At 42.7% G+C, this 22,379-nt stretch carries 17 protein-coding genes; 6 read left to right on the top strand and 11 right to left on the bottom strand.

Translation table 11 applies throughout. The annotated features are described in order from the left end of the window. Nucleotides 1-37: 37 nt before the first annotated feature. The 6 genes from ACTG7X_RS08055 to ACTG7X_RS08030 form a co-directional block, all read right to left on the bottom strand. Nucleotides 38-2,683 carry a TRAP transporter permease gene (locus tag ACTG7X_RS08055; RefSeq protein WP_439258000.1) on the bottom strand — a complete coding sequence of 882 codons (2,646 nt, stop codon included), beginning with the start codon at nt 2,681-2,683 and terminating at the stop codon, nt 38-40. 83 nt (nt 2,684-2,766) lie between these two features. Continuing rightward, a complete protein-coding gene (locus ACTG7X_RS08050; protein ID WP_439257998.1) occupies nt 2,767-3,732 on the bottom strand; it encodes a TAXI family TRAP transporter solute-binding subunit in 966 nt (321 codons plus the stop codon). A gap of 218 nt (nt 3,733-3,950) precedes the next feature. Further along, nucleotides 3,951-5,252: a sodium ion-translocating decarboxylase subunit beta gene (locus ACTG7X_RS08045; protein ID WP_439257996.1), complete on the bottom strand. Its 1,302-nt coding sequence runs from the start codon at nt 5,250-5,252 to the stop codon at nt 3,951-3,953. A gap of 12 nt (nt 5,253-5,264) precedes the next feature. Next, nucleotides 5,265-7,070: a sodium-extruding oxaloacetate decarboxylase subunit alpha gene (gene oadA / locus ACTG7X_RS08040; RefSeq protein WP_439257995.1), complete on the bottom strand. Its 1,806-nt coding sequence runs from the start codon at nt 7,068-7,070 to the stop codon at nt 5,265-5,267. A 15-nt stretch (nt 7,071-7,085) separates the two neighbouring features. Next, nucleotides 7,086-7,346: an oxaloacetate decarboxylase subunit gamma gene (locus tag ACTG7X_RS08035; RefSeq protein WP_439242672.1), complete on the bottom strand. Its 261-nt coding sequence runs from the start codon at nt 7,344-7,346 to the stop codon at nt 7,086-7,088. A 98-nt stretch (nt 7,347-7,444) separates the two neighbouring features. Next, nucleotides 7,445-8,284 (bottom strand): DUF5718 family protein, encoded by an 840-nt coding sequence (locus ACTG7X_RS08030; RefSeq protein ID WP_439257993.1) that lies wholly within the window; start codon nt 8,282-8,284, stop codon nt 7,445-7,447. 68 nt (nt 8,285-8,352) lie between these two features. On the opposite strand from ACTG7X_RS08030, the gene ACTG7X_RS08025 reads away from it, so the two are divergent. Then, nucleotides 8,353-10,278 carry an ABC transporter ATP-binding protein gene (locus ACTG7X_RS08025; RefSeq protein WP_439257992.1) on the top strand — a complete coding sequence of 642 codons (1,926 nt, stop codon included), beginning with the start codon at nt 8,353-8,355 and terminating at the stop codon, nt 10,276-10,278. Nucleotides 10,279-10,311: 33 nt separating this feature from the next. Here the strand turns inward: ACTG7X_RS08025 and ACTG7X_RS08020 are convergent, their stop codons facing one another. From ACTG7X_RS08020 to ACTG7X_RS08010, 3 genes are read right to left on the bottom strand one after another with little or no spacing between them, the layout of a single operon-like run. Then, on the bottom strand, nt 10,312-11,544 hold the full coding sequence (locus tag ACTG7X_RS08020) for an HlyD family efflux transporter periplasmic adaptor subunit (RefSeq protein ID WP_439257990.1): 1,233 nt from the start codon (nt 11,542-11,544) through the stop codon (nt 10,312-10,314). 6 nt (nt 11,545-11,550) lie between these two features. Further along, nucleotides 11,551-13,764 carry a type I secretion system permease/ATPase gene (locus ACTG7X_RS08015; RefSeq protein WP_439257989.1) on the bottom strand — a complete coding sequence of 738 codons (2,214 nt, stop codon included), beginning with the start codon at nt 13,762-13,764 and terminating at the stop codon, nt 11,551-11,553. Nucleotides 13,765-13,773: 9 nt separating this feature from the next. Beyond that, entirely contained in the window at nt 13,774-15,042 is a 1,269-nt protein-coding gene (locus ACTG7X_RS08010) for a TolC family protein (RefSeq protein WP_439257987.1), read from the bottom strand. 380 nt (nt 15,043-15,422) lie between these two features. Here ACTG7X_RS08010 and ACTG7X_RS08005 point away from each other — a divergent pair, with 380 nt between their 5' ends. From ACTG7X_RS08005 to ACTG7X_RS07985, 5 genes are all read left to right on the top strand, one after another. Beyond that, nucleotides 15,423-15,875: a hypothetical protein gene (locus ACTG7X_RS08005; RefSeq protein WP_439257986.1), complete on the top strand. Its 453-nt coding sequence runs from the start codon at nt 15,423-15,425 to the stop codon at nt 15,873-15,875. 337 nt (nt 15,876-16,212) lie between these two features. Next, on the top strand, nt 16,213-16,638 hold the full coding sequence (rraB, locus tag ACTG7X_RS08000) for a ribonuclease E inhibitor RraB (protein WP_439257984.1): 426 nt from the start codon (nt 16,213-16,215) through the stop codon (nt 16,636-16,638). Nucleotides 16,639-16,696: 58 nt separating this feature from the next. Next, nucleotides 16,697-17,296 carry a peptidylprolyl isomerase gene (gene slyD / locus ACTG7X_RS07995; RefSeq protein ID WP_439257983.1) on the top strand — a complete coding sequence of 200 codons (600 nt, stop codon included), beginning with the start codon at nt 16,697-16,699 and terminating at the stop codon, nt 17,294-17,296. A gap of 163 nt (nt 17,297-17,459) precedes the next feature. Continuing rightward, entirely contained in the window at nt 17,460-18,794 is a 1,335-nt protein-coding gene (rimO, locus tag ACTG7X_RS07990; protein WP_439257982.1) for a 30S ribosomal protein S12 methylthiotransferase RimO, read from the top strand. A gap of 9 nt (nt 18,795-18,803) precedes the next feature. Next, nucleotides 18,804-20,729 (top strand): UDP-glucose:protein N-beta-glucosyltransferase, encoded by a 1,926-nt coding sequence (locus ACTG7X_RS07985; protein WP_439257980.1) that lies wholly within the window; start codon nt 18,804-18,806, stop codon nt 20,727-20,729. 52 nt (nt 20,730-20,781) lie between these two features. Here ACTG7X_RS07985 and ilvY read toward each other — a convergent pair whose 3' ends face one another. After that, nucleotides 20,782-21,669: an HTH-type transcriptional activator IlvY gene (gene ilvY, locus ACTG7X_RS07980; RefSeq protein ID WP_439257979.1), complete on the bottom strand. Its 888-nt coding sequence runs from the start codon at nt 21,667-21,669 to the stop codon at nt 20,782-20,784. A gap of 496 nt (nt 21,670-22,165) precedes the next feature. After that, nucleotides 22,166-22,327 (bottom strand): hypothetical protein, encoded by a 162-nt coding sequence (locus tag ACTG7X_RS07975; RefSeq protein WP_439257978.1) that lies wholly within the window; start codon nt 22,325-22,327, stop codon nt 22,166-22,168. Nucleotides 22,328-22,379 lie beyond the last annotated feature (52 nt).

Below are 22,379 nucleotides of genomic sequence, written 5' to 3'. Positions count from 1 at the left end.
TATCCTTTTTAAAGGCTGGCGGGTTGCCAGCCATACATTAATTCGTGATTTGAGATTTCCGACGACGTTGATTCCACCACACCCCGAATGCCAATAATAGGGCGGGAATAAACATCCATTCTTTTGGAATCGAATGAGTGGGTAAATCTAACTCAAGAATCGTTTGATCCCAGTTTAATCCTGCTTTAGCCGCTGGAGAATCTATTTCTACGTTATCAATTAAGATTTTCGGTGACAATTTGCCGTTAATTTCAATCTGTTCACCCGTATCTAACAGGGTTAAACCTAAGGCTTTCACCCGATCTTCGCCCGTTTCGCCCGCTGGCACGGCCAGTTGTGAATAGAATTGAATTTCTTTGCCGTAAGGGTTAATGCCAGATACTTTCAGCATAATATTTTGCCCCACGGGTGTTTGTCCCAACTCTTGCACAAATTGCGCAGGCTCCACGCTACGTGCGGTCGGGGAAACATATTCCATAAAGAACCCCGGACGGAATAGGGTAAAAGCTGCCAAAATTAACACCGCCGTTTCCCATGCTTTATTTTTCACCACAAAGAAATTCATGCTTGCCGCCGTGAAAATCATAATCCCTATGGTCGCAACACAGAATATCAGCAAGGCATGCCACCACGTGACATCTATAAGTAATAAATCCGTATTGAAAATAAACAGGAACGGTAAAATAGCGGTTCTTAAACTGTAATAAAATGCGGTCACCCCAGTTTTAATCGGGCTGCCCCCTGAAATAGCGGCAGCCGCAAAAGAGGCCAAGCCCACCGGTGGCGTCACATCGGCCATAATACCGAAATAAAAGACGAATAAATGCACCGCAATTAATGGCACAATTAAGCCGTTTTGTTTGCCCACTTCCACAATCACCAAAGCCATTAAGGAGGACACGACGATATAGTTGGCGGTGGTCGGCAAGCCCATGCCTAAGATTAAGCTGAACATTGCCACCAGAATCAACATTAATAAAATATTGCCCATGGACAAGAATTCAATAATGCCGGCTAATTGCACACCGAAACCGGTCAAAGACACCACGCCCACGATAATACCAGCAGTGGCAGTTGCAATCCCAATACCAATCATATTTCTGGCACCGACTTCAAGGCCATCAATAAGTTCATATAAACCTTGTTTAAACAGCGCTTTTTTGTCGCTTTTTTCCTGTCTAAACCAACTTAATAGAGGCCTTTGGCTCACTAAAATAGAAGATAACGCCAAGATTGCCCAGAAAGCGGAAAGCCCCGGTGATAAACGTTCGATCATCAAACACCACATTAATACCACCACCGGCAATAAGTAATGTAAGCCTGCATTCACCGTCGGTTTTGCTGACGGCAATTTAACGATTTTGGAATTAGGATCATCAGGTTCTAAATCAGGGAACTGTGCCACACGACGAATTAAGCCTAAATAAACACAGCCAAGTAACGTCCCGATCACCATAAAGGAATAATCCGGAATCAGCGTTTTAATCCAGCCTAAGCCAAAATGTAAAGCAAAGAAAATCACGCAAAGGGTCAAGAAAAAGCCTAGCGTACGGATCACAACCATTAAAAACGGACGAGCAGGATCGACTCGATCAAGCCCTTTTAAGCCCATTTTATTGGCTTCTAAATGCACGATGTAAACCAACGCAATATAAGAAATCAGCGCCGGTAAAAAAGCGTGCATAATTAATTGGCTGTACGGCATATTGACATATTCAATCATCAAAAATGCGGCGGCACCCATTACAGGTGGCATAATTTGGCCATTAACGGAAGACGCCACTTCTACGGCGCCCGCTTTCTCGGCTGAAAAGCCCACACGTTTCATCATGGGAATCGTGAATGTCCCCGTGGTCACCACATTCGCAATGGAGGAACCAGAAACCAATCCAGTGAGTGCAGAAGAGACCACTGCGGCTTTAGCAGGCCCGCCTTTTAAATGGCCTAAGTAGGCAAAGGCCGTTTTAATAAAATAGTTACCGGCACCCGCTTTATCTAACAACGCACCAAACAATACAAATAAGAACACATATTTCGTGGAGACCCCAAGCGCCACACCAAAGACGCCCTCAGTGGTGATCCATTGTTGGTTGACAATTTGAGCCAATGAGCCTGAACGGTGGCTGATAATCCAATCTGTTGGCATAAATTGCCCGAAGTAATTATACAGCAAGAACACCACCGCAATCACCACCAATGGCAAGCCGAGACTACGTCTTGTGGCCTCTAATAACAGCAAGACACCGCAACAACCTGCAATAATATCTTGCAAATTGGGGGCGCCAAATCGAGTGACTAATCCCTCGTAGAAAAATAAATAATAAGCGCCTAAAAATGCACCGGCAATGGCTAAACACCAGTCGAATAAAGGAATCCGATGTTTAGGTGAACTGGCAAAGGCAGGGAACGAAAGAAACGCTAAAAATAACGCAAACGCCAAATGATAAGAACGGGCTTTCGTGTCGTCCACCACCACATTTAACGGAATGCCGAGATGTGTTAATTGCTCTTGCAACCAAAATGGAAACGGCGAAGTATAATAGAGCTGAAAAATCGACCAAACAATTGCGGTCACAATAATGAGTTTTTTGGCAAAGCCTTTTGGATTTCGACCGCCAGCATCATTAGATGCCACCATATCTTGCAAGTCATCATAATCCATCGCTTTTTCTTGTGCAGACATCGTAAAGTCCCCGAATAACGATAAAACAGACACCCTACACAGGCTGCGTAGGGTGTAATAGAAAAGGACAAAGCAGGATTAATTTATTTTAACCAGCCTTTTTCTTTGTAGTAACGAGCCGCCCCCTCGTGCAATGGTGCAGATAAGGCATTTTTAATCATTTCTTCTTCTTTTAAGTTCGCAAAAGCGGGGTGTAAACGTTTGAAACGGTCGAAGTTATCAAACACCGCTTTTACCACCGCATAGACTTTATCTGCGTCCACATCCGTTGAACTCACTAACGTTGCATAAGAACCGAATGTATCCACTGGATTATCAGTGCCTTTATACAAACCACCAGGAATCACAGCTTTCGCATAGTAAGCATGTTGCGCCACTAATTTATCAATTTCAGGGCCGGTTACTGGCACTAAGTGAGAATCACAAGACGCTGCGGCCTCTTTCAATGCACCATTCGGGTGACCCACGTTGTAAGTGATGGCGTCAAGGTTGTTATCACACATAGATGACGCCATTTCTGCTGGTTTTAATTCCGCAGCCACTTTGAAATCTTTGTCCGTCCAACCTTTTTCTTTCATGATAACGTTGATGGTGGCACGGGTACCAGAACCTGGATCGCCCACATTCACACGTTTGCCTTTCAAGTCATCAAAGGATTTAATCCCCGAATCATCACGAGCCATTAACGTAAAGGGTTCAGCATGTAAGGAGAACACCGCACGCAATTTGTCATTTTTCTTGCCCTCAAAAGAACTGGTGCCGTTATAGGCATGATATTGCCAGTCAGATTGTGCAATCCCCATATCCATTTCCTTGGCGGCAATCGCATTTAAGTTAGCAATGGAGGCGCCAGTTGAGGGGGCATTACATTTAATGTGGGTTTTCGCCGTATCACGGTTCACTAACTGACAAATCGATTGACCGACCACATAATATACGCCCGTTTGGCCACCAGTACCAATGGTAATAAACTGTTCTTCTGCAGCTTGAGCGGAAAATGCCGACATTGCAACGCCAGCGACAAGGGAAAGTTTTAAGAATTTTTTCATAACAATAGTTCTCCTAGAAAGGGGATGAAGTTGTATATTTCCGTACCTATTAAAAAGGGACAGTTAAAAATATACCAATTTAGCTGTCGGTTGCAACATATTTTTTACATTACAACGAATTGAATATAAAAAATGCGACAAAGATCGCATTTTTTGCACCGCACTTTTGTTGGTATCACCTCTTCGTGACAAAAAGTGCGGTGTTTTTTTATCCTATTTTACATCGCTGCAACGTATTTCAACATCACCCCTGCGGCAATGGCTGAACCAATTACACCAGCCACATTTGGTCCCATGGCGTGCATCAGTAAGAAGTTTTGATGATCGGCTTCCAACCCTACTTTGTTAGAAACACGAGCTGCCATTGGCACGGCTGACACGCCAGCAGAACCAATCAGTGGGTTGATTTTATTTTTGCTGAATTTGTTCATCAATTTCGCCATCAACACACCGCTACCCGTTCCGATACCAAACGCAATCACGCCTAACAGTAAAATACCAAGGGTTTGTGGTTGCAAGAATTTATCTGCCACCAATTTCGCCCCAACCGATAAACCTAACACGATGGTCACAATGTTAATCAAGGCATTTTGTGTGGTATCACTTAAACGATCCACCACGCCACTGACTTTCATTAAATTACCAAAACAGAACATACCGAGCAATGGTGCGGCATCAGGTAATAATAACGCCACCAACAATAACAAAATAATCGGGAATAACACTTTTTCTGTATTACTCACATTGCGAAGTTGCGTCATACGAATTTTGCGTTCAGTTTCGGTGGTTAAGGCTTTCATAATTGGCGGTTGAATTAATGGGACTAACGCCATATAAGAATAGGCAGCCACTGCAATCGCACCCAATAATTCAGGTGCCAATTTACTGGTTAAGTAAATAGCGGTTGGACCATCTGCCCCCCCAATAATTCCGATAGAGGCAGCTTGTGGCAAGGTAAAATCAATTACCCCTAACCAGTTCAAACCCAAAGCACCTAATACGGTAGTGAAGATCCCAAATTGTGCCGCCGCACCAAGCAATAAGGTTCTTGGATTGGCAATTAACGGACCAAAATCCGTCATGGCACCGACCCCCATAAAAATCACCAGCGGCGCAACACCATAGCCAATCGCTACTTTATAGAACAGGGCTAAAATACCTGCACTAAAGCCAAGATCGCCAGCGGTGACTTCAAGCTGTGCTTGCACAGAGGCTGGCAAGCTCGCAAGAGCGGTTTTAATTGCAACAGGATCTGCCACTACACCGATTTTTCCTGCAATCACAGCAAGTTGTTCAGGTGTACCTGAATGTAACAAATTATCCAATGCCGTCATTGCCATGCCCGCTTCAGGAATATTCGACAACAAACCACCAAAGCCAATCGGCAATAACAACAACGGTTCAAATTTTTTCACAATGGCAAGCCACAATAACAACAGGCTCACCAAAATCATCACCGCTTGCCCCCATTCAAGGTGCATAATACCTGTGCCTTTCAGTAGAGCAATAATACTTTCCATACTGCCTCCAAATTAAGCAATGGTCATGACGGTGTCGCCCACAGCCACTGAATCACCCGCTTTCACACAAATACCACGCACCGTACCAGCAAGGTTCGCCCGTACTTCGGTTTCCATTTTCATTGCTTCTAAAATAAACAACACATCACCCTCTGCGACAGTTTGTCCCTCGGTGGCGACCACTTTCCAGATATTGCCTGCCATTGGTGCGGTAACTGCAGTGCCAGTACCACTACTTGCAGCAGGTGCTGGAGCAGTTTGAGCCACAGGGGCTGTCGCTGGAGCTGCTGTCGGTGCAATATGAGTAACATCGCCACCTTCAGACACTTTCACTACAAAGGCTTTACCCTCAAGTTCCACGGTGTAAACCGCTGAACCGCTTGCTGGTTTGGCTGGGGCTTTTTCTGCTGGTTTTTGTACCGCACTTTCTAATGTCGGAGCAGGCTCAAAGGCAGTAGGATTGCCACGATTTTCTAAGAATTTCCAACCAATTTGTGGGAATAACGCCACAATTAACGCATCATCTACCGCATTTTCAGCCAGTTTAATGCCTTTTTCTTGTGCGGTTTGTTTCACTTCTGCTTCAATTTTCGCCATTTCAGGGGCAATATGATCCGCTGGACGGTCGGTAATTGGTTTGCCTCCCTCAAGCACACGAGCTTGTAATTCTGCATTCACAGGGGCTGGAGTGCGACCATATTCGCCTTTTAAAATCCCTGCGGTTTCTTTGGCGATGGTTTTATAACGTTCGCCCATTAACACGTTGATAACAGATTGCGTACCCACAATTTGTGATGTCGGGGTGACTAACGGAATATAGCCTAAATCTTTACGCACACGTGGAATTTCTTCCAACACTAAATCTAATTTGTCGCTGGCATTTTGTTGTTTTAATTGCCCCTCAAGGTTAGTCAGCATACCACCTGGCACTTGTGCTACCAAAATACGGCTATCAATACCACGCAACTGCCCTTCAAATTTGGCATATTTTTTACGCACATCACGGAAATAGGCGGCAATTTTTTCTAAACGTGGAATATCTAAGCCCGTATCAAATTCTGTACCTTGCAAGGTCGCCACAATGGATTCAGTAGCTGGGTGTCCATAGGTGCCTGACATAGACGAAATCGCCGTGTCAACCCCATCAACCCCTGCTTCAATCGCTTTTAATAATGCCATTTCTGCCATACCTGTGGTGGAGTGACAATGCAAATGGAGTTGCACATCAAAGCGTTTTTTGATTTCGCCGACTAATTCGGCAGCCGCCATTGGGTTTAAAATCCCTGACATATCTTTAATCACAAGGCTGTCAATGCCAATTTCAAGTAGCTGTTCTGTTACCTCTAACCACGTTTGCAAAGTATGCACTGGGCTGGTGGTATAGCTCAATGTCCCTTGTGCGTGACCGCCGTGTTTTTTCACTGCTTGCAAAGCGGCTTGCATATTACGTGGGTCGTTTAAGGCATCAAATACACGGAATACGCTCATGCCATTAGCGACACAACGCTCTACAAAACGATCCACCACATCATCGGCATAATGACGATAGCCCAATAAATTTTGTCCACGTAATAACATTTGCAACGGCGTTTTCGGGCAGGCTTTTTTCAATTCACGCAAACGCACCCAAGGATCTTCGCCTAAAAAACGAATACAACTATCAAAGGTCGCACCGCCCCACGCTTCTAACGACCAATACCCCATATCATCTAATTCTGCCGCCATCGGCAACATATCCTCTAAACGTAAACGAGTGGCAAATAAAGATTGATGAGCGTCACGAAGTACCACGTCGGTTATTTTAATTTTTTTAGTCATAATAAAATCCTTCTCTTAATTTGAATGGGTCGCACGATGATGTGCAATGGCAGCAACAATCACTGGACGTAAACGATCTAAGTCGTTACTGACAGGCTGAAGTGCGGTGGAATTGGGAGCTGTTTTTGGGACAGCCACAGGTTCAGGGAAATATCGGGTAATCAGTTTTGACATCAATCCAATCGCCCAAATTAAAATGAGCAAAAAGACCAACACAAAACCCATACCTGAAAACATCAGGTTAATCCCTTCGCCGAAAAGTTCTGCTGGGGTCATATTAATCATCCTTATATGAAATAGAACATTGTTGTATCTTACGACTTAATTAAAATAAAATCTTTGATAGAGATCACAAAGTGAGCAAATTATTTTATTTACACCACTTTTTGCACTAACGCAGAAATATCCTGTGCGAAGTGCATTTGCTCGGCCATTTCGACAATTTGCGAGTGCGAATATTTTTTACCATTATAGACCACTACTTGGCTGACATCGCCCACTTGCAAGAAATTCTTTTCACCAAATTCAGTGTAACGGGTCGCTCCAATGCTAATCACTGCCTTGCTTGGATAATTGGCTTGTTTGAGTAATTTGGCAATATCATTCATCGGATCCTGATCAGGCTGATGATTCATTTTATCCACAATCCAGTCCAATAATTGTTGATGAAAATAACTGTATTCCGCAGCGGGGCTGTCAATACCGTATTCCGTTAACACGCCGTGACGTCGGTGGAAACAGGCAATATGATAATCATCAATATTACTGCCACTGGCAAAGCTATCAAGGGCAATCCAAGTTGCCGAAATCCCTTTGGAATCGGCTCCCCAGTTTTTCTTTTCACAAATTTTGTGGGCGTTGGGGCGACGAATGGAACAATCGTTGTAAGCAGCAAAATGGGTCGGTAAAAGTGCGGTGACTTTTTGACTGGTTTTATCATATTGCACGTCGCAAATTAACGCAATTTCTGGCTCAATTTGCAAATTATCGGCATTTAGTGGAAACTGCAAGCGATCATGAGAAATCGGGTAAACCGATAAAAAACCTTCGCTTTCGTCTAACTGCTGACTTGGCACATAAAAAGGGAAAATGGCCTTGGGTTGCACCGCACTTTCTGTTTTCACTTTCACAAAATCTGCCGCCTCACCCGCTTGTTCCAAATGACCGGCAAAATTACCGGCCACGCCTAAACCAATAAAATCGTGCTTTAACATACTTTTCTCCTTGCTAATTAGCTGAAAAACAGGAAAATAAACAAAATTTTGAAAAATATAACACAAAAATGATCCTATTCTCCAATTTATCTTTAAAACGTGGGCAAAATTTACTGCTCGAAAATGCCACTGCGACCATTAATCCAAAGCAAAAAGTGGGCTTAGTGGGAAAAAACGGTTGTGGTAAATCCTCTTTGCTCGCTTTACTCAAAAAAGAAATGTCACCCGAGGGCGGTGATGTGAATTTTCCGTCTAATTGGGCGGTGTCTTGGGTGAATCAAGAGACACCAGCCTTAGACACCTCTGCATTAGATTATGTGATTGAGGGCGACCGCCTTTATTGCCAATTACAAACCGAGTTAGCAAAAGCTAACCAACAAAATGACGGCCATGCCATTGCTCATATTCATGCACAGTTAGACAATATTGATGCGTGGACCATTCAATCCCGAGCCTCCGCATTGTTGCATGGGTTAGGTTTTGCTCAAGAAGAATTGCAACGCCCTGTAAAATCCTTTTCGGGTGGTTGGCGAATGCGGTTGAATTTGGCACAGGCCTTGTTATGTCCGTCCGATTTATTGCTGTTGGACGAACCCACCAACCACTTAGATTTAGATGCGGTGATTTGGCTAGAACGTTGGCTCACCCAATATCAAGGCACCTTGTTATTAATTTCCCACGACCGTGATTTTCTCGATCCTATCGTCAATAAGATTTTACATATTGAAAATCAGCAACTGAACGAATACACCGGTGATTATTCGAGCTTTGAACTGCAACGTGCAGAAAAACTCTCACAACAGACCGCACTTTTCCGTCAGCAACAAGAAAAAATCGCCCATTTACAAAGCTATATCGACCGTTTCAAAGCCAAAGCGACCAAAGCCAAACAGGCTCAAAGTCGCATGAAAGCCCTTGAACGCATGGAAAAAATTGCGCCTGCACATATTGATAATCCCTTTACCTTTGAATTTAGAGAACCTTTGTCACTCCCGAGCCCTTTAGTGATGATTGAAAAAGCCGCTGCTGGCTATGGTGTGGGTGAAAGTGCGGTGGAAATTTTGCAAAAAATTAAACTGAATCTCGTACCCGGTTCTCGTATTGGTTTGCTTGGTAAAAACGGCGCAGGGAAATCCACGTTGATCAAATTATTAGCAGGTGAATTAACTGCCCTTTCTGGCAATGTGCAACTGGCCAAAGGCGTGCAACTGGGCTATTTTGCTCAACATCAATTAGACACCTTACGAGCCGATGAATCCGCTCTATGGCATTTGCAAAAATTAGATGACAAACTGACCGAACAAGAATGTCGCAATTATTTAGGCAGTTTCGCTTTTCACGGCGACAAAGTTAACGAAGCCGTAAAAACCTTTTCTGGCGGCGAAAAAGCCCGATTAGTGTTAGCGTTAATTGTATGGCAACGTCCAAATTTGCTGTTATTAGATGAACCGACTAACCACTTAGATTTAGATATGCGACAAGCCTTAACCGAAGCCTTAGTGGATTATCAAGGCTCGCTAGTGGTGGTGTCGCACGACCGTCATTTATTGCGTAACACGGTGGAAGAATTTTATTTGGTACATGATAAACAAGTAGAAGAATTTCACGGTGATTTAGACGATTATGCGAAATGGCTGACTAATATTAATACACAAGAACGTAAGGAATTAAATAAAAGTGCGGTGCAAAACAGCGATGTTTCGGAAAATTCCCAACAAAATCGCAAAGATCAAAAACGCCGAGAAGCCGAACTACGGCAACAAACTGCACCATTACGCAAGAAACTCATTCAGCTTGAAAGCCAGATGGAAAAATTGTCTGTACAATTGACTGAGATTGAGCAGCAACTTTCCGATAATGATCTCTATTCACCAGAAAATAAAGAAAAATTGACCGCACTTTTGGCGGAGCAAGTGAATGTGAAAAAACAGTTGGAAGAAGTGGAAATAGAATGGTTAGGGCTTCAGGAAACATTAGAAAGTTATAACACCTAGCCTGATTAAGGCTAGGTGTTAATGCGTATTTTTCTAACGTTCTTGCATTGCTTGTTTCAAGCGCGTGATCGGTTTGATAAGATATTGGAACACGGTTTTTGTTCCCGTTTTAATATCTGCCGTTGCCGTCATGCCGGGGGTAATGTCCATTTTATTCCCGTTTTTATCGGTAATATTATTGCTCACCGTTTCCACCAATACACGATAATAGGCTTGGTCTGGGTTGAGTTTTAACTCACTTGGACGACGATCATCTTGTAAAGTATCTGGGCTGATAAGCGTGACTTTTCCTTCAATACCACCGTAAATCGCATAGTCATAAGCACTGATTTTAATTAAGGCTTCTTGGCCTGTGCGGATAAAGGCCACATCACGAGGTGCTACATAAACCTGTACCAACAGTTTTTCCCCAATGGGGACGATTTCCAAAATGGTTTGACCGGCCCCCACCACACCACCGACAGTGTTGATTTTGATATTTTTCACAATCCCTTTGAGAGGGGCTTTGATTTGCGAATGTGCCACTGGGTCAGCACGCATAATGCGGTTTTCTTTAGCTTGCGCAAGCTCTGATTCTTTTGCCACCAATTCGTTATTCGCATCCGTTGCATAGCGGTTACGACGTTCACTGATTTGTGTCACCAAATCCGCTGATTGACGTTTCAAGCGCAATAATTCCACTTCCGGCATGACCCCTTTGGCGACCATTGGGGTGGTGATGGCAATTTCACGATCTAACATTGTTTTACTTTGTTGCATGCCCGAAATCGCGTCTTGCATTGCCTTACGACGTGTATTATAAGCGGCTGTTTCACTGGCAATTAAATCGTCGGGTGTATCCTCGGCAAATTGTAATGGCTGACCATAAGCCTCTGCTTTTAAACGGTCAATCGTCGCCTGTAATGTACTAATTTTCGCTTCAGTTTCTTTTAAAATCGCCAAACTACGCGTATCATCAAGGGTCAGCAATATTTGCCCTTTTTCTACGATATCCCCTTCTTTTACCAACATTTCTTTCACAATACCGGGATCCAGACTTTGAATCACCTGATCACGGCTACTTGGAATCACCGAGCCTTGCCCACGGGTTACTTCTTCCAAAGGACTGTTATATGCCCAAATCACGAACACGATAGCAAAGACAAACAATAAGCTAATCATGGCAAATGATTTGTTGTGCTTCTCTTTTTGCAACGCGGCATTGAGATCATTGACGAGCGCTAAATCTTTTTCACTCAGCTGCTCTTTTAGGTTTTCTGCTTTCATTTTTCTCTACCCTTTACTTGCTGGGTTACTATTTTCTGCTGGCGCACTTTTAGCTTGCGCCGGTACTTGTTTTGCTTGTGCCTGCGCCTGCGTTGGAACAGTTTTCTCATTTTGTTGTAAACGTTGAATAACCGCATCTCTTGGCCCATCCATGACCACTTGACCATTATCCACCACGATCACTCGATCCACCACTTTCAGTACTTGCATACGGTGCGTCACAATCACCATGGTACGATTTTGCGCCCATTGTGCAATGGCGTTCAACACGAGATCTTCGGAGCCAGAATCGAGGCTATTGGTCGGTTCATCTAACAACACGACTTTTGGATTTTTCAAGGTCATACGGGATAACGCCACGATTTGACGTTGTCCACCTGACAAGCCCATACCGTTCTCACCCAATGGCATATCCAACCCACGTGGGTGTCCTTGAATCATGCGATCTAAACCAAAACGTTGTAAGGCAGCTAATAATTCTTGGTCAGTGGTAAAGCTGTCGCTACGCGCCAAATTCATATTGTCACGCAAGGTGCCTAAGAATAAGCGTGGGTGTTGACCGAGCAATACCACTTGACTACGCAAGTAGTTTGGATCGATTTGACGTACATCTACACCGTCAATGGTAACACTGCCTTGTTCCGGTTCAAAGAGACCTGACGCCAAGTTCAGCATGGTTGTTTTACCACTACCAATTTTACCTAAAATCGCGACTTTTTCCCCCGGCTTGATGGTCACTGACACATTTTGTAGCGCCGGCATACCGTCTTTCACGTATTTAAAGCCCACTTGATTAAAAGCCACTTGACCGTGCATATATTCTAAGCTGATGTAATTACGGTCGTCGGCACGTTCACTCGGACGAGAAATAATGTCTTCCACGCCTTTAAAGGCCAAACGAGCTTGTTGTAAACGTGTTGCCAAGCCAGCGATTTGTCCCAATGGTGCCAAAGCACGACCAGACAAAATCACCGTCGCAATCAATGCCCCCATGGTAATACGCTCGGCTTCAACTTCGCTATGAATTAAATAAGTCCCATACAATACCGCAAACACGGTATTTAATTGCTGAAGTGCGGTGGAAAAATTCACCACAAAATTGCTCAAATCTTTGGTTTTTGTTTGAGATGAGGCGGTTCGTGCGGTGTAATAATCCCAACGGGTTTGCGCCCAACTGGCTGCGTTGTTGGTTTTGATGGTTTCAATACCTTCTACCGCTTCCACCGCCAACCCTTGACGTTGTGAGCTTTCACGCATGGATTCATTGATAAATTTTTCCATCATCGGTTGAACCAAAAAGCCAACCAAAATCACTGTTGGAATAATGATTAATGGCACAATCGCCAATTTGCCTGCAATTAAAAACATTACAAACACAAACAGCAAAATAAACGGTAAATCCACCAAGGCCAATAAGCTGGCACTGGTCATGAAATCACGCACCGACTCAAAATCGCGCAGATTATTGGCATAGCTCCCTGAAGAGGCAGGTTTATCCGACATTCGCAACGCAAGCACTCGACGGAACAACGCTGAGCTAATAATTAAATCCGCTTTTTTACCCGCAATATCGGTTAAATGCCCTCGAATCATTTTGGCGACAAATTCAAAGGAAATCGCAATGATCACCCCAATACTCAACACCCACAATGTTTCATAACTTTTATTCGGGATAACACGGTCGTACACGTTCATCACATATAACGAACTCACCAAGGCCAAAAAGTTAATCACAAAGGTGGCTAAAATGACTTGATAATAATAGGAACGGAAACGCCAAATCACTTTCCAGAACCATGCTTTACTCATCTTATATTCAGGCAGTTCAGAACTAATGTCCGCGGCGGCTTTCGGCTTAATAAACCAGCAATAACCAAGATATTTCGCATTGAGTTCCGCTTCCTTCATTTCCTGCTCAACGCCCACCGTTTGTTGTACCGTGTAAACACGGCTACCGGCATTGCCTGAAATTTTGGTAATCACCGCGGATTCTTCATTTTTCAGAATAATCACCACTGGCACCGTCAACGCAGGGATATCCGACAGCACGCGACGCGACATTTTATTCTCATAGCCGTGCGTGCGTAACACTTCGCTCAATGAGGTAAAATTCAAGTTATTGCGCGCATCGCGAATCGTCTGCGCGGCTAATGTTTCTTTCGCCACAGGCGAACCATAAATTTGGGTGACAAACGCCAAATGTTCTACGATAGATTTCATATATTAACCTTATAATCCTTTCAATGTGACAACGCCAGCCCATTTACCCACTTGCGCTTGTGCAACCAGATATGCCAATACGCCATCACGGTAATCTTTTCGAGCGGAGGCTTCTGCCACCTGAATACTTGTTAAACTTTGATACGCGTCCAACACATCAAGCAAAGAACGGCGAGAAATCAAATATTGTTGTTCATAAATATCAACAACATGCTTTTGAGATTGAATTTGCTTACTTGATACTTTTAAATATTGTAAACTTTGGCGCATACTGATTTCAGCGGTTTGTGAATTTTCCGTCACTTCACGTTGAATCTCCGCCATACGTTCTTTAGCGGCTTCAGCAGAATAAGCATCTTGCACACCAGAATAATAGGTGGCGGGGTTAAATAAATCCCACGACACTTTCATATTCACTTCATAACCACGTCTACCCCATTCGCCTTCCAGATTCAGTGCTGGTAAACGTTTTGCTTTAGAGACTTTTTCTTGGGATTGCGCACGCGCTAATTCGGCTTGTTGCGCTTGATAACTTGGATTATCTGCATATTGGCCTTTGCTCGTGAATTGTGATTTGAGTATTTCCACCGTGATATTGGAAAACGGATCTTCAATATCATCTTCGGTTAATAATCGCCCGGTATAACGGCTTAATTGACTTAACGACGTTTGTAAAATACGTTGTTGTGCTGTCAACGAAGATTCGGCTTGTAAACGGCGAGATTCAGCTTCTACCGTTTCTGACAAACGTCCAGCGTCATAACTAGAAATCACTTTCAAATCAGCCAAAATATCGCTATAACGTTGTAAACTTTCCTGATAGATCACAATATTTTCTTTGGCATTCAAGGCAGACAGGTAAATTTTACCAATCGTGCTACCTAATTGTTCCTTAGTTTCATCATATTTATGTTCATAATATTCCCGTTTATGCTCATCTCTCTCGACCGCGTTGGAAATTTCGCCCCAAGAATACACATTCACGGTGGCAGTTAATGCCACGGGATTGCGTTCGACAGTACGTCCATCTTTATAATGATGGTTCAAATTACGAGATGTAGTCACCCCTAATACAGGCCAATGTCCTGCTTTGGAAATTTTCACTTGCGTATCCGATACCCCAATATTCGCTTGTGCTTCACGAATGGTAGGATCGGAATTTAATGCGACTTTTAAAATAGATTGCAATGATTCTGCTTGCGCGTTTCCGAGCATAACAGCAAAAACACTGACAAATAAAAAGAAAAAACCCGTTATTCGGGTAACTAATTTGCTCATTTTGTATGCCTTTGATATTTTCAACGATACCGTTTGAGAAGATTATAACATATCACCATGCGCTTTTCTATTCTTATCACCAAACAGAGATGAAGTTCCCATGAAACCCCATAATATAGGTTAATTGAGGGTATTCAATGCGCATTAAGCACATTCTTTACGTAATAAAACATAAAATGGTTGAAAGTTTTTCCAATTTAAATCATAATTGCAAAGATCTATCTAATTTTTTTGAAAAGAAGATAGCACTTAGGGCAAAGGATTTTGATTAAAGTAAGGGGTTACTCAGCATTCTCGATTTTAATCGCTTTCCTTTGATTTAAATTTTTATCGTTCTGACGATTAACTCACATTCATCAACTTACTTAAGAGAAATATTTATGAATTTAAAACACATTGCATTAAGTGTCGGCCTTTCTAGCTTATTGCTTTCTGCTTGCACAGTAGCAACAAATACAGATCGCGCTGTCACTGGCAACCAACATGGTACGGTGGCAATCTTTACCGACAACAGTATTAATCACGATGTCGTGGTATCCATTGATGGACGCTTTTTAGCTGCACTTGAACAAAATAATCGTGTTGAGCAACAAGTTTGCAAAGGTAATCATGAAGTAGAAGTAGCTATTGCAGATGGTTACGGCGCAAAAATCGTAAAAACCAATAGCTCAGTAGCCGTTGATACCGCAACAGCAAACTATATCAAGGTATCAAAACTTAACAATAAGTTAGTGCTTACCCCTGCTAGTGACAGCGAATTTAACCAAGCATCAAACGTAAAAAATAGAAAATTAGTTTCACGCATGTCTGACGCCCTAATTCATTGCGAATAAGGCATTTTTTAGGATTTCAAGGAATGTTTATGGATATTCTATTGAACATAAAAAACACAAGCACAGATGCTTAAACAATTTCTATCTAGACATTAGTCAATGCCCCTCAATAGGGTTGCATAGCACTAAAGGTGTGGATGTATCAGAAAGCGCAGAGATTGCGCTTTCTGAATTTTATAGTGAAAATCCGTCACTTTCCCTTGCGCTTATTTAATGATTTCGCCTTAAATACGGCTAAACACATAGCAGAAAATATCCGTTTTATTTTTATCCTGTCATATTTCGTCCATTTCTATGATAATATAACCCAATTAAACCCAATAACAGGACAAACATTATGGCCAATCACCCAACCCCCGCGGAACTCCAAGCGGAAACCCGTGAGATTATTAACGACTTATTCAATGACGGCAGCGATCCCAATGCGCTTTATATTATTGAACACCATATTGCGCACGACGATTTTGATAAATTAGAAAAAATCGCCGTGGATGCGTTCAAAGCGGGATATGAAGTGTCAGAAGCCGAAGAATTAGAAGATGATAACGGTAAATTATTGTTCTGTTTCGATATTATCGCCGAAGTGGAACTCAAACCTGAAATCATTGATGCGCAACAAAAAGAAATCGTGCCGTTAGTGGCAAAACATGGCGGCATTTATGACGGTTGGGGGACTTATTTTGAAGATCCCAATGCCGAAGAAGATGAATATGGTGATGATGGCGAATTTTTTGAAGAAGAATTTGACGAAGAAGATGAATAGTTAGCTATTTGACCGAATTTTCGATAGAATAGCCCCCTTTTTAACATTGGAGAAAAAAATGAAAGTAGCAAAAAATGTGGTCGTAAGCATTGCTTACCAAGTGCGTACCGAAGATGGCGTGTTAGTTGACGAGGCGCCAGCCAATCAACCTTTAGACTATTTACAAGGTCACCATAATTTAGTGGTTGGTTTAGAGAATGCGTTAGAAGGCAAAGAGGTTGGTGATAAATTTGAAGTACGTGTAAAACCGGAAGAAGGTTATGGCGAATACAACGAAAATATGGTGCAACGTGTACCGAAAGAGGTATTCCAAGGCGTAGATGAATTAGAAGTGGGCATGCGTTTTATTGCCGATACGGATATGGGCCCATTACCTGTTGTCATTACCGAAGTGGGTGACGCCGATGTGGTCGTTGACGGTAACCATATGTTAGCCGGTCAAGAATTGCATTTCACTGTGGAAGTGGTCGCAACCCGTGAAGCCACCTTGGAAGAAATTGCCCATGGTCATATTCATGCGGAGGGCGGTTGCTGCGGTGGCCATCACCATGATTCCGATGAAGAAGGTCACGGTTGCGGTTGTGGCAGTCACCATCACCACCACCATGAAGAAGAACATAGCCATGACGGCTGTGGTTGTGGTCATCACCACCATTAATCAGATTAAAAATACCGCACTTTGTTGGCAAAATAACGTCAAAGTGCGGTATTTTTTCACGATTTTTCCGAAACTTTACAAAATATTTACGTTGATTTTGTCGCCTTTCCCTTAAAATTTTTGTACAATACGCCCAATTTTTTACATTATTTTAAGATTATTTATGTCATCAAAAACGCCAAATATTGGCTTTGTTAGCCTTGGTTGTCCGAAAAATTTAGTCGATTCCGAACGCATTCTCACCGAGTTACGTACTGACGGTTACAATATTATCCCTACTTATGAAAATGCTGATCTGGTGATTGTCAATACTTGCGGTTTTATTGATAGTGCCGTACAAGAATCCTTAGAGGCCATTGGCGAGGCACTTGAGGCCAACGGCCGTGTATTAGTCACCGGTTGTTTGGGCGCAAAAGAAGATAAAATCCGTGAAGTTCACCCAAAAGTGTTGGAAATTACAGGGCCACATAGCTATGAGGCGGTGATGGAAAATGTGCATAAATATGTGCCGAAACCGGAATATAATCCTTATGTGAGTCTCGTGCCAAGCCAAGGCGTAAAACTCACGCCGAAACATTACGCCTATTTGAAAATTTCAGAGGGCTGCGATCATAAATGCACGTTTTGTATTATTCCGTCCATGCGTGGTGACTTAGACAGCCGTCCTATTACCCAAATTTTAGATGAAGCCAAACGCTTAGTGGATTCGGGGGTAAAAGAATTGTTGGTGGTATCGCAAGATACCTCGGCTTATTCGCTCGATCAACGCAAAGAGAACCAAAATAAAACCGTATTTTGGAATGGCATGCCGATTAAAAATAATCTGATCACCTTGTGCCAGATGTTGGCGAGTTTAAAAGTTTGGGTACGTTTGCACTATGTTTATCCTTATCCACATGTGGATGAATTAATCCCTTTAATGGCGGCAAGGCAAATTTTGCCGTATTTGGATATTCCATTACAACACGCTAGCCCGAAAATTTTGAAATTGATGAAACGCCCAGGGTCGGTAGAACGCATTTTAGAACGGATTAAAAAATGGCGAGAAATTTGCCCAGAATTAACCTTGCGCTCCACCTTTATTGTAGGATTCCCAGGTGAAACAGAAGAAGATTTTGAATTATTACTTAATTTTCTAAGAGAGGCACAACTTGATCGTGTCGGTTGCTTTAAATTTAGTCCCGTCGAGGGCGCTACCGCAACAGCAATGCCAGATCAAGTGCCAGAGGACATTAAAGAACAACGCTTCCAACGTTTTATGGAAGTCCAACAGCAAATTTCCGCCCAACGATTACAGCAAAAAATTGGCAAAACCTTACCTGTGATTGTGGACGACATTGATGAAGATGGGATTATCGGCCGTTCCATGGCAGATGCACCTGAAATTGATGGGGTGGTTTATGTGGATAATATCAGCCAAAGTGCGGTGAAAATCGGTGATATTATTTCCGTTACAATAACTAACGCAGATGAATATGATTTATGGGGAACTTGTTAAAGGGCGCTTATGACAGACAATAATACAGAAATGAAACCCAACGTGGAACAGTTTGAACAAGCCGTTGAAGCGAAAAATTATGAACTTGCCTGTAATATCTTACTGGCAATTTTAAGTAAATTAGACAGCAATTTTGGCGATATTCAAGACATTGAATTGAATGTCCCCACACAACTCTCAAACGACGAATTACAGCAAGATCGTATCGTCTATTTTTGTACTCGAATGGCAAATGCGATCAGCACGTTATTTATGGATAAAGCCTTACAGGTTTCTGATTCAGGTGCCTTAAAATTTTTCGGCTATCAACGTTGGCTAGGGATGATTTTCGCCTCTTCGCCTTATATCAATGCGGACCATGTGTTACAAAGTTATAATCTCAATCCCGATAAATCCTCGTCAGAGATTACCTTAGAATCAAACAAAGCGGTGTGGACGAAATTCTGCATTATGTATCTGCCTGAATCTAATTTAACCATTAATTTAGACGCCTTGTGGAATCTGGATCGTGATCTGTGCGTTTCCCTTTGCTTCTCTTTGCAATCACCTCGTTTTATCGGGACACAACAAGCCTTTAGCAAACGTGGCACCATCTTGCAATGGCTCCCTGAACGTTTGGAACAAATTCCAAACCTCAATAATTTGCCAAGCAGTATTTCCCATGATGTTTACATGCACTGTAGTTATGACATTGCCGACAATAAACATGGGATTAAAAATGCCCTCAATAAAGTCATTCGCAACCACTTAATCACTGGCGGTTGGCAAGATCGTGATGTGAGTAATATCGGCTACCGTGATGGGAAACCTGTAATGGTGGTGTTGCTTGAACATTTTCATTCTGCGCACTCTATTTATCGAACCCACTCCACTTCAATGCGTGCAGCGCGTGAGCTATTTCATATTATCGGTGTGGGTAATGACGCCGTAGACCAATTAGGTCGTGATGTGTTTGATGAATTCCATCTTATACAAGGTGATAATATTTTTGAGAAACTGCTGTTCTTAAAAAACATCTGCAATGAAAATGGTAGCGCAATATTATATATGCCAAGTATCGGCATGGATCTTGTCACGATTTTTGCCAGTAACACTCGCTTGGCACCAATCCAAGCCGTCGCCTTAGGTCACCCTGCCACCACGCACTCACCATTTATTGAATATGTAGTGGTAGAAGATGATTACGTTGGTTCTGAACAATGCTTTAGCGAAAAATTATTACGCTTACCAAAAGATGCCTTGCCTTATGTGCCGTCAGCCTTAGCGCCAGAAAAGGTAGAATATCGCTTGCATGAAAATCCTGACGTGGTCAATATCGGTATCGCCTCCACCACCATGAAGTTGAACCCGTATTTCCTTGAGGCATTAAAAGCCATCCGTGATCGTGCCAAAGTGAAAGTCCACTTCCATTTTGCCTTAGGACAATCCAGTGGTATAACTCATCCTTATGTAGAACGCTTTATTAAAAGCCACCTAGGTGATTCAGCGACAGCACACCGACACTCACCTTATCATCAATATCTCAGTATCTTACATAACTGCGATATGATGGTGAACCCGTTCCCATTTGGCAACACCAATGGCATTATTGATATGGTCACCTTAGGCTTAGTGGGTATTTGTAAAACAGGCCCTGAAGTGCATGAACATATTGACGAGGGCTTATTCAAACGTTTAGGCTTGCCTGAATGGTTAATTGCCAATACGGTAGATGAATATGTGGAACGTGCGATTCGTTTAGCGGAAAATCATCAAGAACGTTTAGAATTACGCCGTCATATCATTGAAAATAACGGCTTACAAAAATTATTCACAGGTGATCCTAGCCCTATGGGTAAAGAATTTATGGCACGCTTAAAAACATGGGGCAAAGCCAATAAAGTCAAGCTCACCTTACCAAGAGCCAAAAAAGCCACCAAGAAAAAAGAGGCTTAATCAAGGTTAAGTTACTTATCTCGTCCAAGTGCGGTAAAAATTACTTAATTTTTTACCGCACTTTTTTTAACATCGACCAAAATGCCTTAACCAATGGCGAGGCTAACGACTGTTTTTGCACACAAATGCCTAACTCAAAAGGTGCGACAGGCACATCCAAATTTAACGAGGAGACTTGGGTGCTAATAGGGCTATTTTTAATCACCACATCAGGCAATAACGCCACCCCACAACCTAATGCCACCATCGACATAATCCCCTCATGCCCACTCACTGTCGCATAAATTTTCGGGTGTTTGATTTTCTTATGGCGTAACCATTCATCAATCCGTTGACGAGCCGGCCCCTCGACGGGAAGAATAAACGGAATCTGTTGCCAATCAATGGGATCGTGCTGCAATAATTGGGTCGCCACACAAGCCACACGAGGCGCAATTAACGACAATGAAATATCATCAATAGGTTGAAATTCAAGAGAATGTGGCAAATTCAATGGCCGCCCCGCTAAAGCTAAGTCGGCTTGTTTTTCCTCCACGATTTGCACCGCTAATGCGGGATCGCCCGTGGTTAATTGAATTTCCACTTTAGGATAACGAGCCCGAAATTTTTCTAAGATTTGTGGAAGATGCGAATAAGCCGCCGTCACCGAGCAAAAGAGTTTTAACTCGCCAGATAATTCTTGAGAAGTCGAGCGTAACTGTTGCTTAAACACGTCCCAATTATGCCAATTTTGTTGTGCAAACGTGAGAAATTTCACGCCGGTTTCAGTGAGAATCACTTGGCGGTTATCACGGAGGAATAAAGGCTGTCCCAGTTCTTCTTCCATGCGTTGAATTTGGCGTGAAAGCGTGGAGGGGGACATGTGGTTTTGGGCAGCGGTTTTGCTGAAGTTTTGAGTTTGGGTGAGGTGGAGGAAGATTTTTAGATCAGTGAAGTTCATGGTTTTTTCTCTTAAATTACAATTTTATTACAATCGGATTTCGCCACGTCTTTTACTTTTCTTTGCTTGTGCAAAGAAAAGTAACAAAAGAAACACACCCCGACTTCACCGCTTATCTTTGCTTGGTTGAAATTTTCTTAACGGTAAAATCGCAACTCGCTACGCTCAAACAAGGCGATTTTACCTAAAAATTTCAAGTCGCAAAGGCGGTTCAGACGGGGCCCCAATTTTTTGATCGAGCGTAGATAAAAGTGCGGTTAAAAAAATAGATATTTTTTTAAGCTACGGAGTAACGTTACTATGCTTAAGGTATTCTCAATTTTTCCACCGCACTTTATTTCATCACCAATGGGGGCCCCATGTTTGCCGCCTGAAAATGATTAAATTTGTAGGAAAAGTTGTGCTGTTTGAGCGAAGCGAGTTGACAACTTTTCCGTTAAGCAAATTTAATCATTTTCAGGAAACAAGGCAAAGTTGGGGCGTGCTTTCTTTTTGCTTACTTTTGCTTTGCACGAGCAAAGAAAAAGTAAGTCGCCAACGGCGAAATCCGTTCTTGCCACAAGCAAAAGAAAGTATGGTCGCCCATCGGACGAAACCCGATTTCAATAATTGCAAAATCCGCAATATCAAATCCCAATAATATCAATTTACGCAACACAATAAAACCCCTATAATCCCCTCATTCAACAAAAACAGCTAACAATCCAAAA

Source organism: Lonepinella sp. BR2271 (genome assembly GCF_051851515.1).
GTDB lineage: Bacteria > Pseudomonadota > Gammaproteobacteria > Enterobacterales > Pasteurellaceae > Lonepinella.
This window is presented reverse-complemented; position numbering and strand designations above follow the sequence as displayed.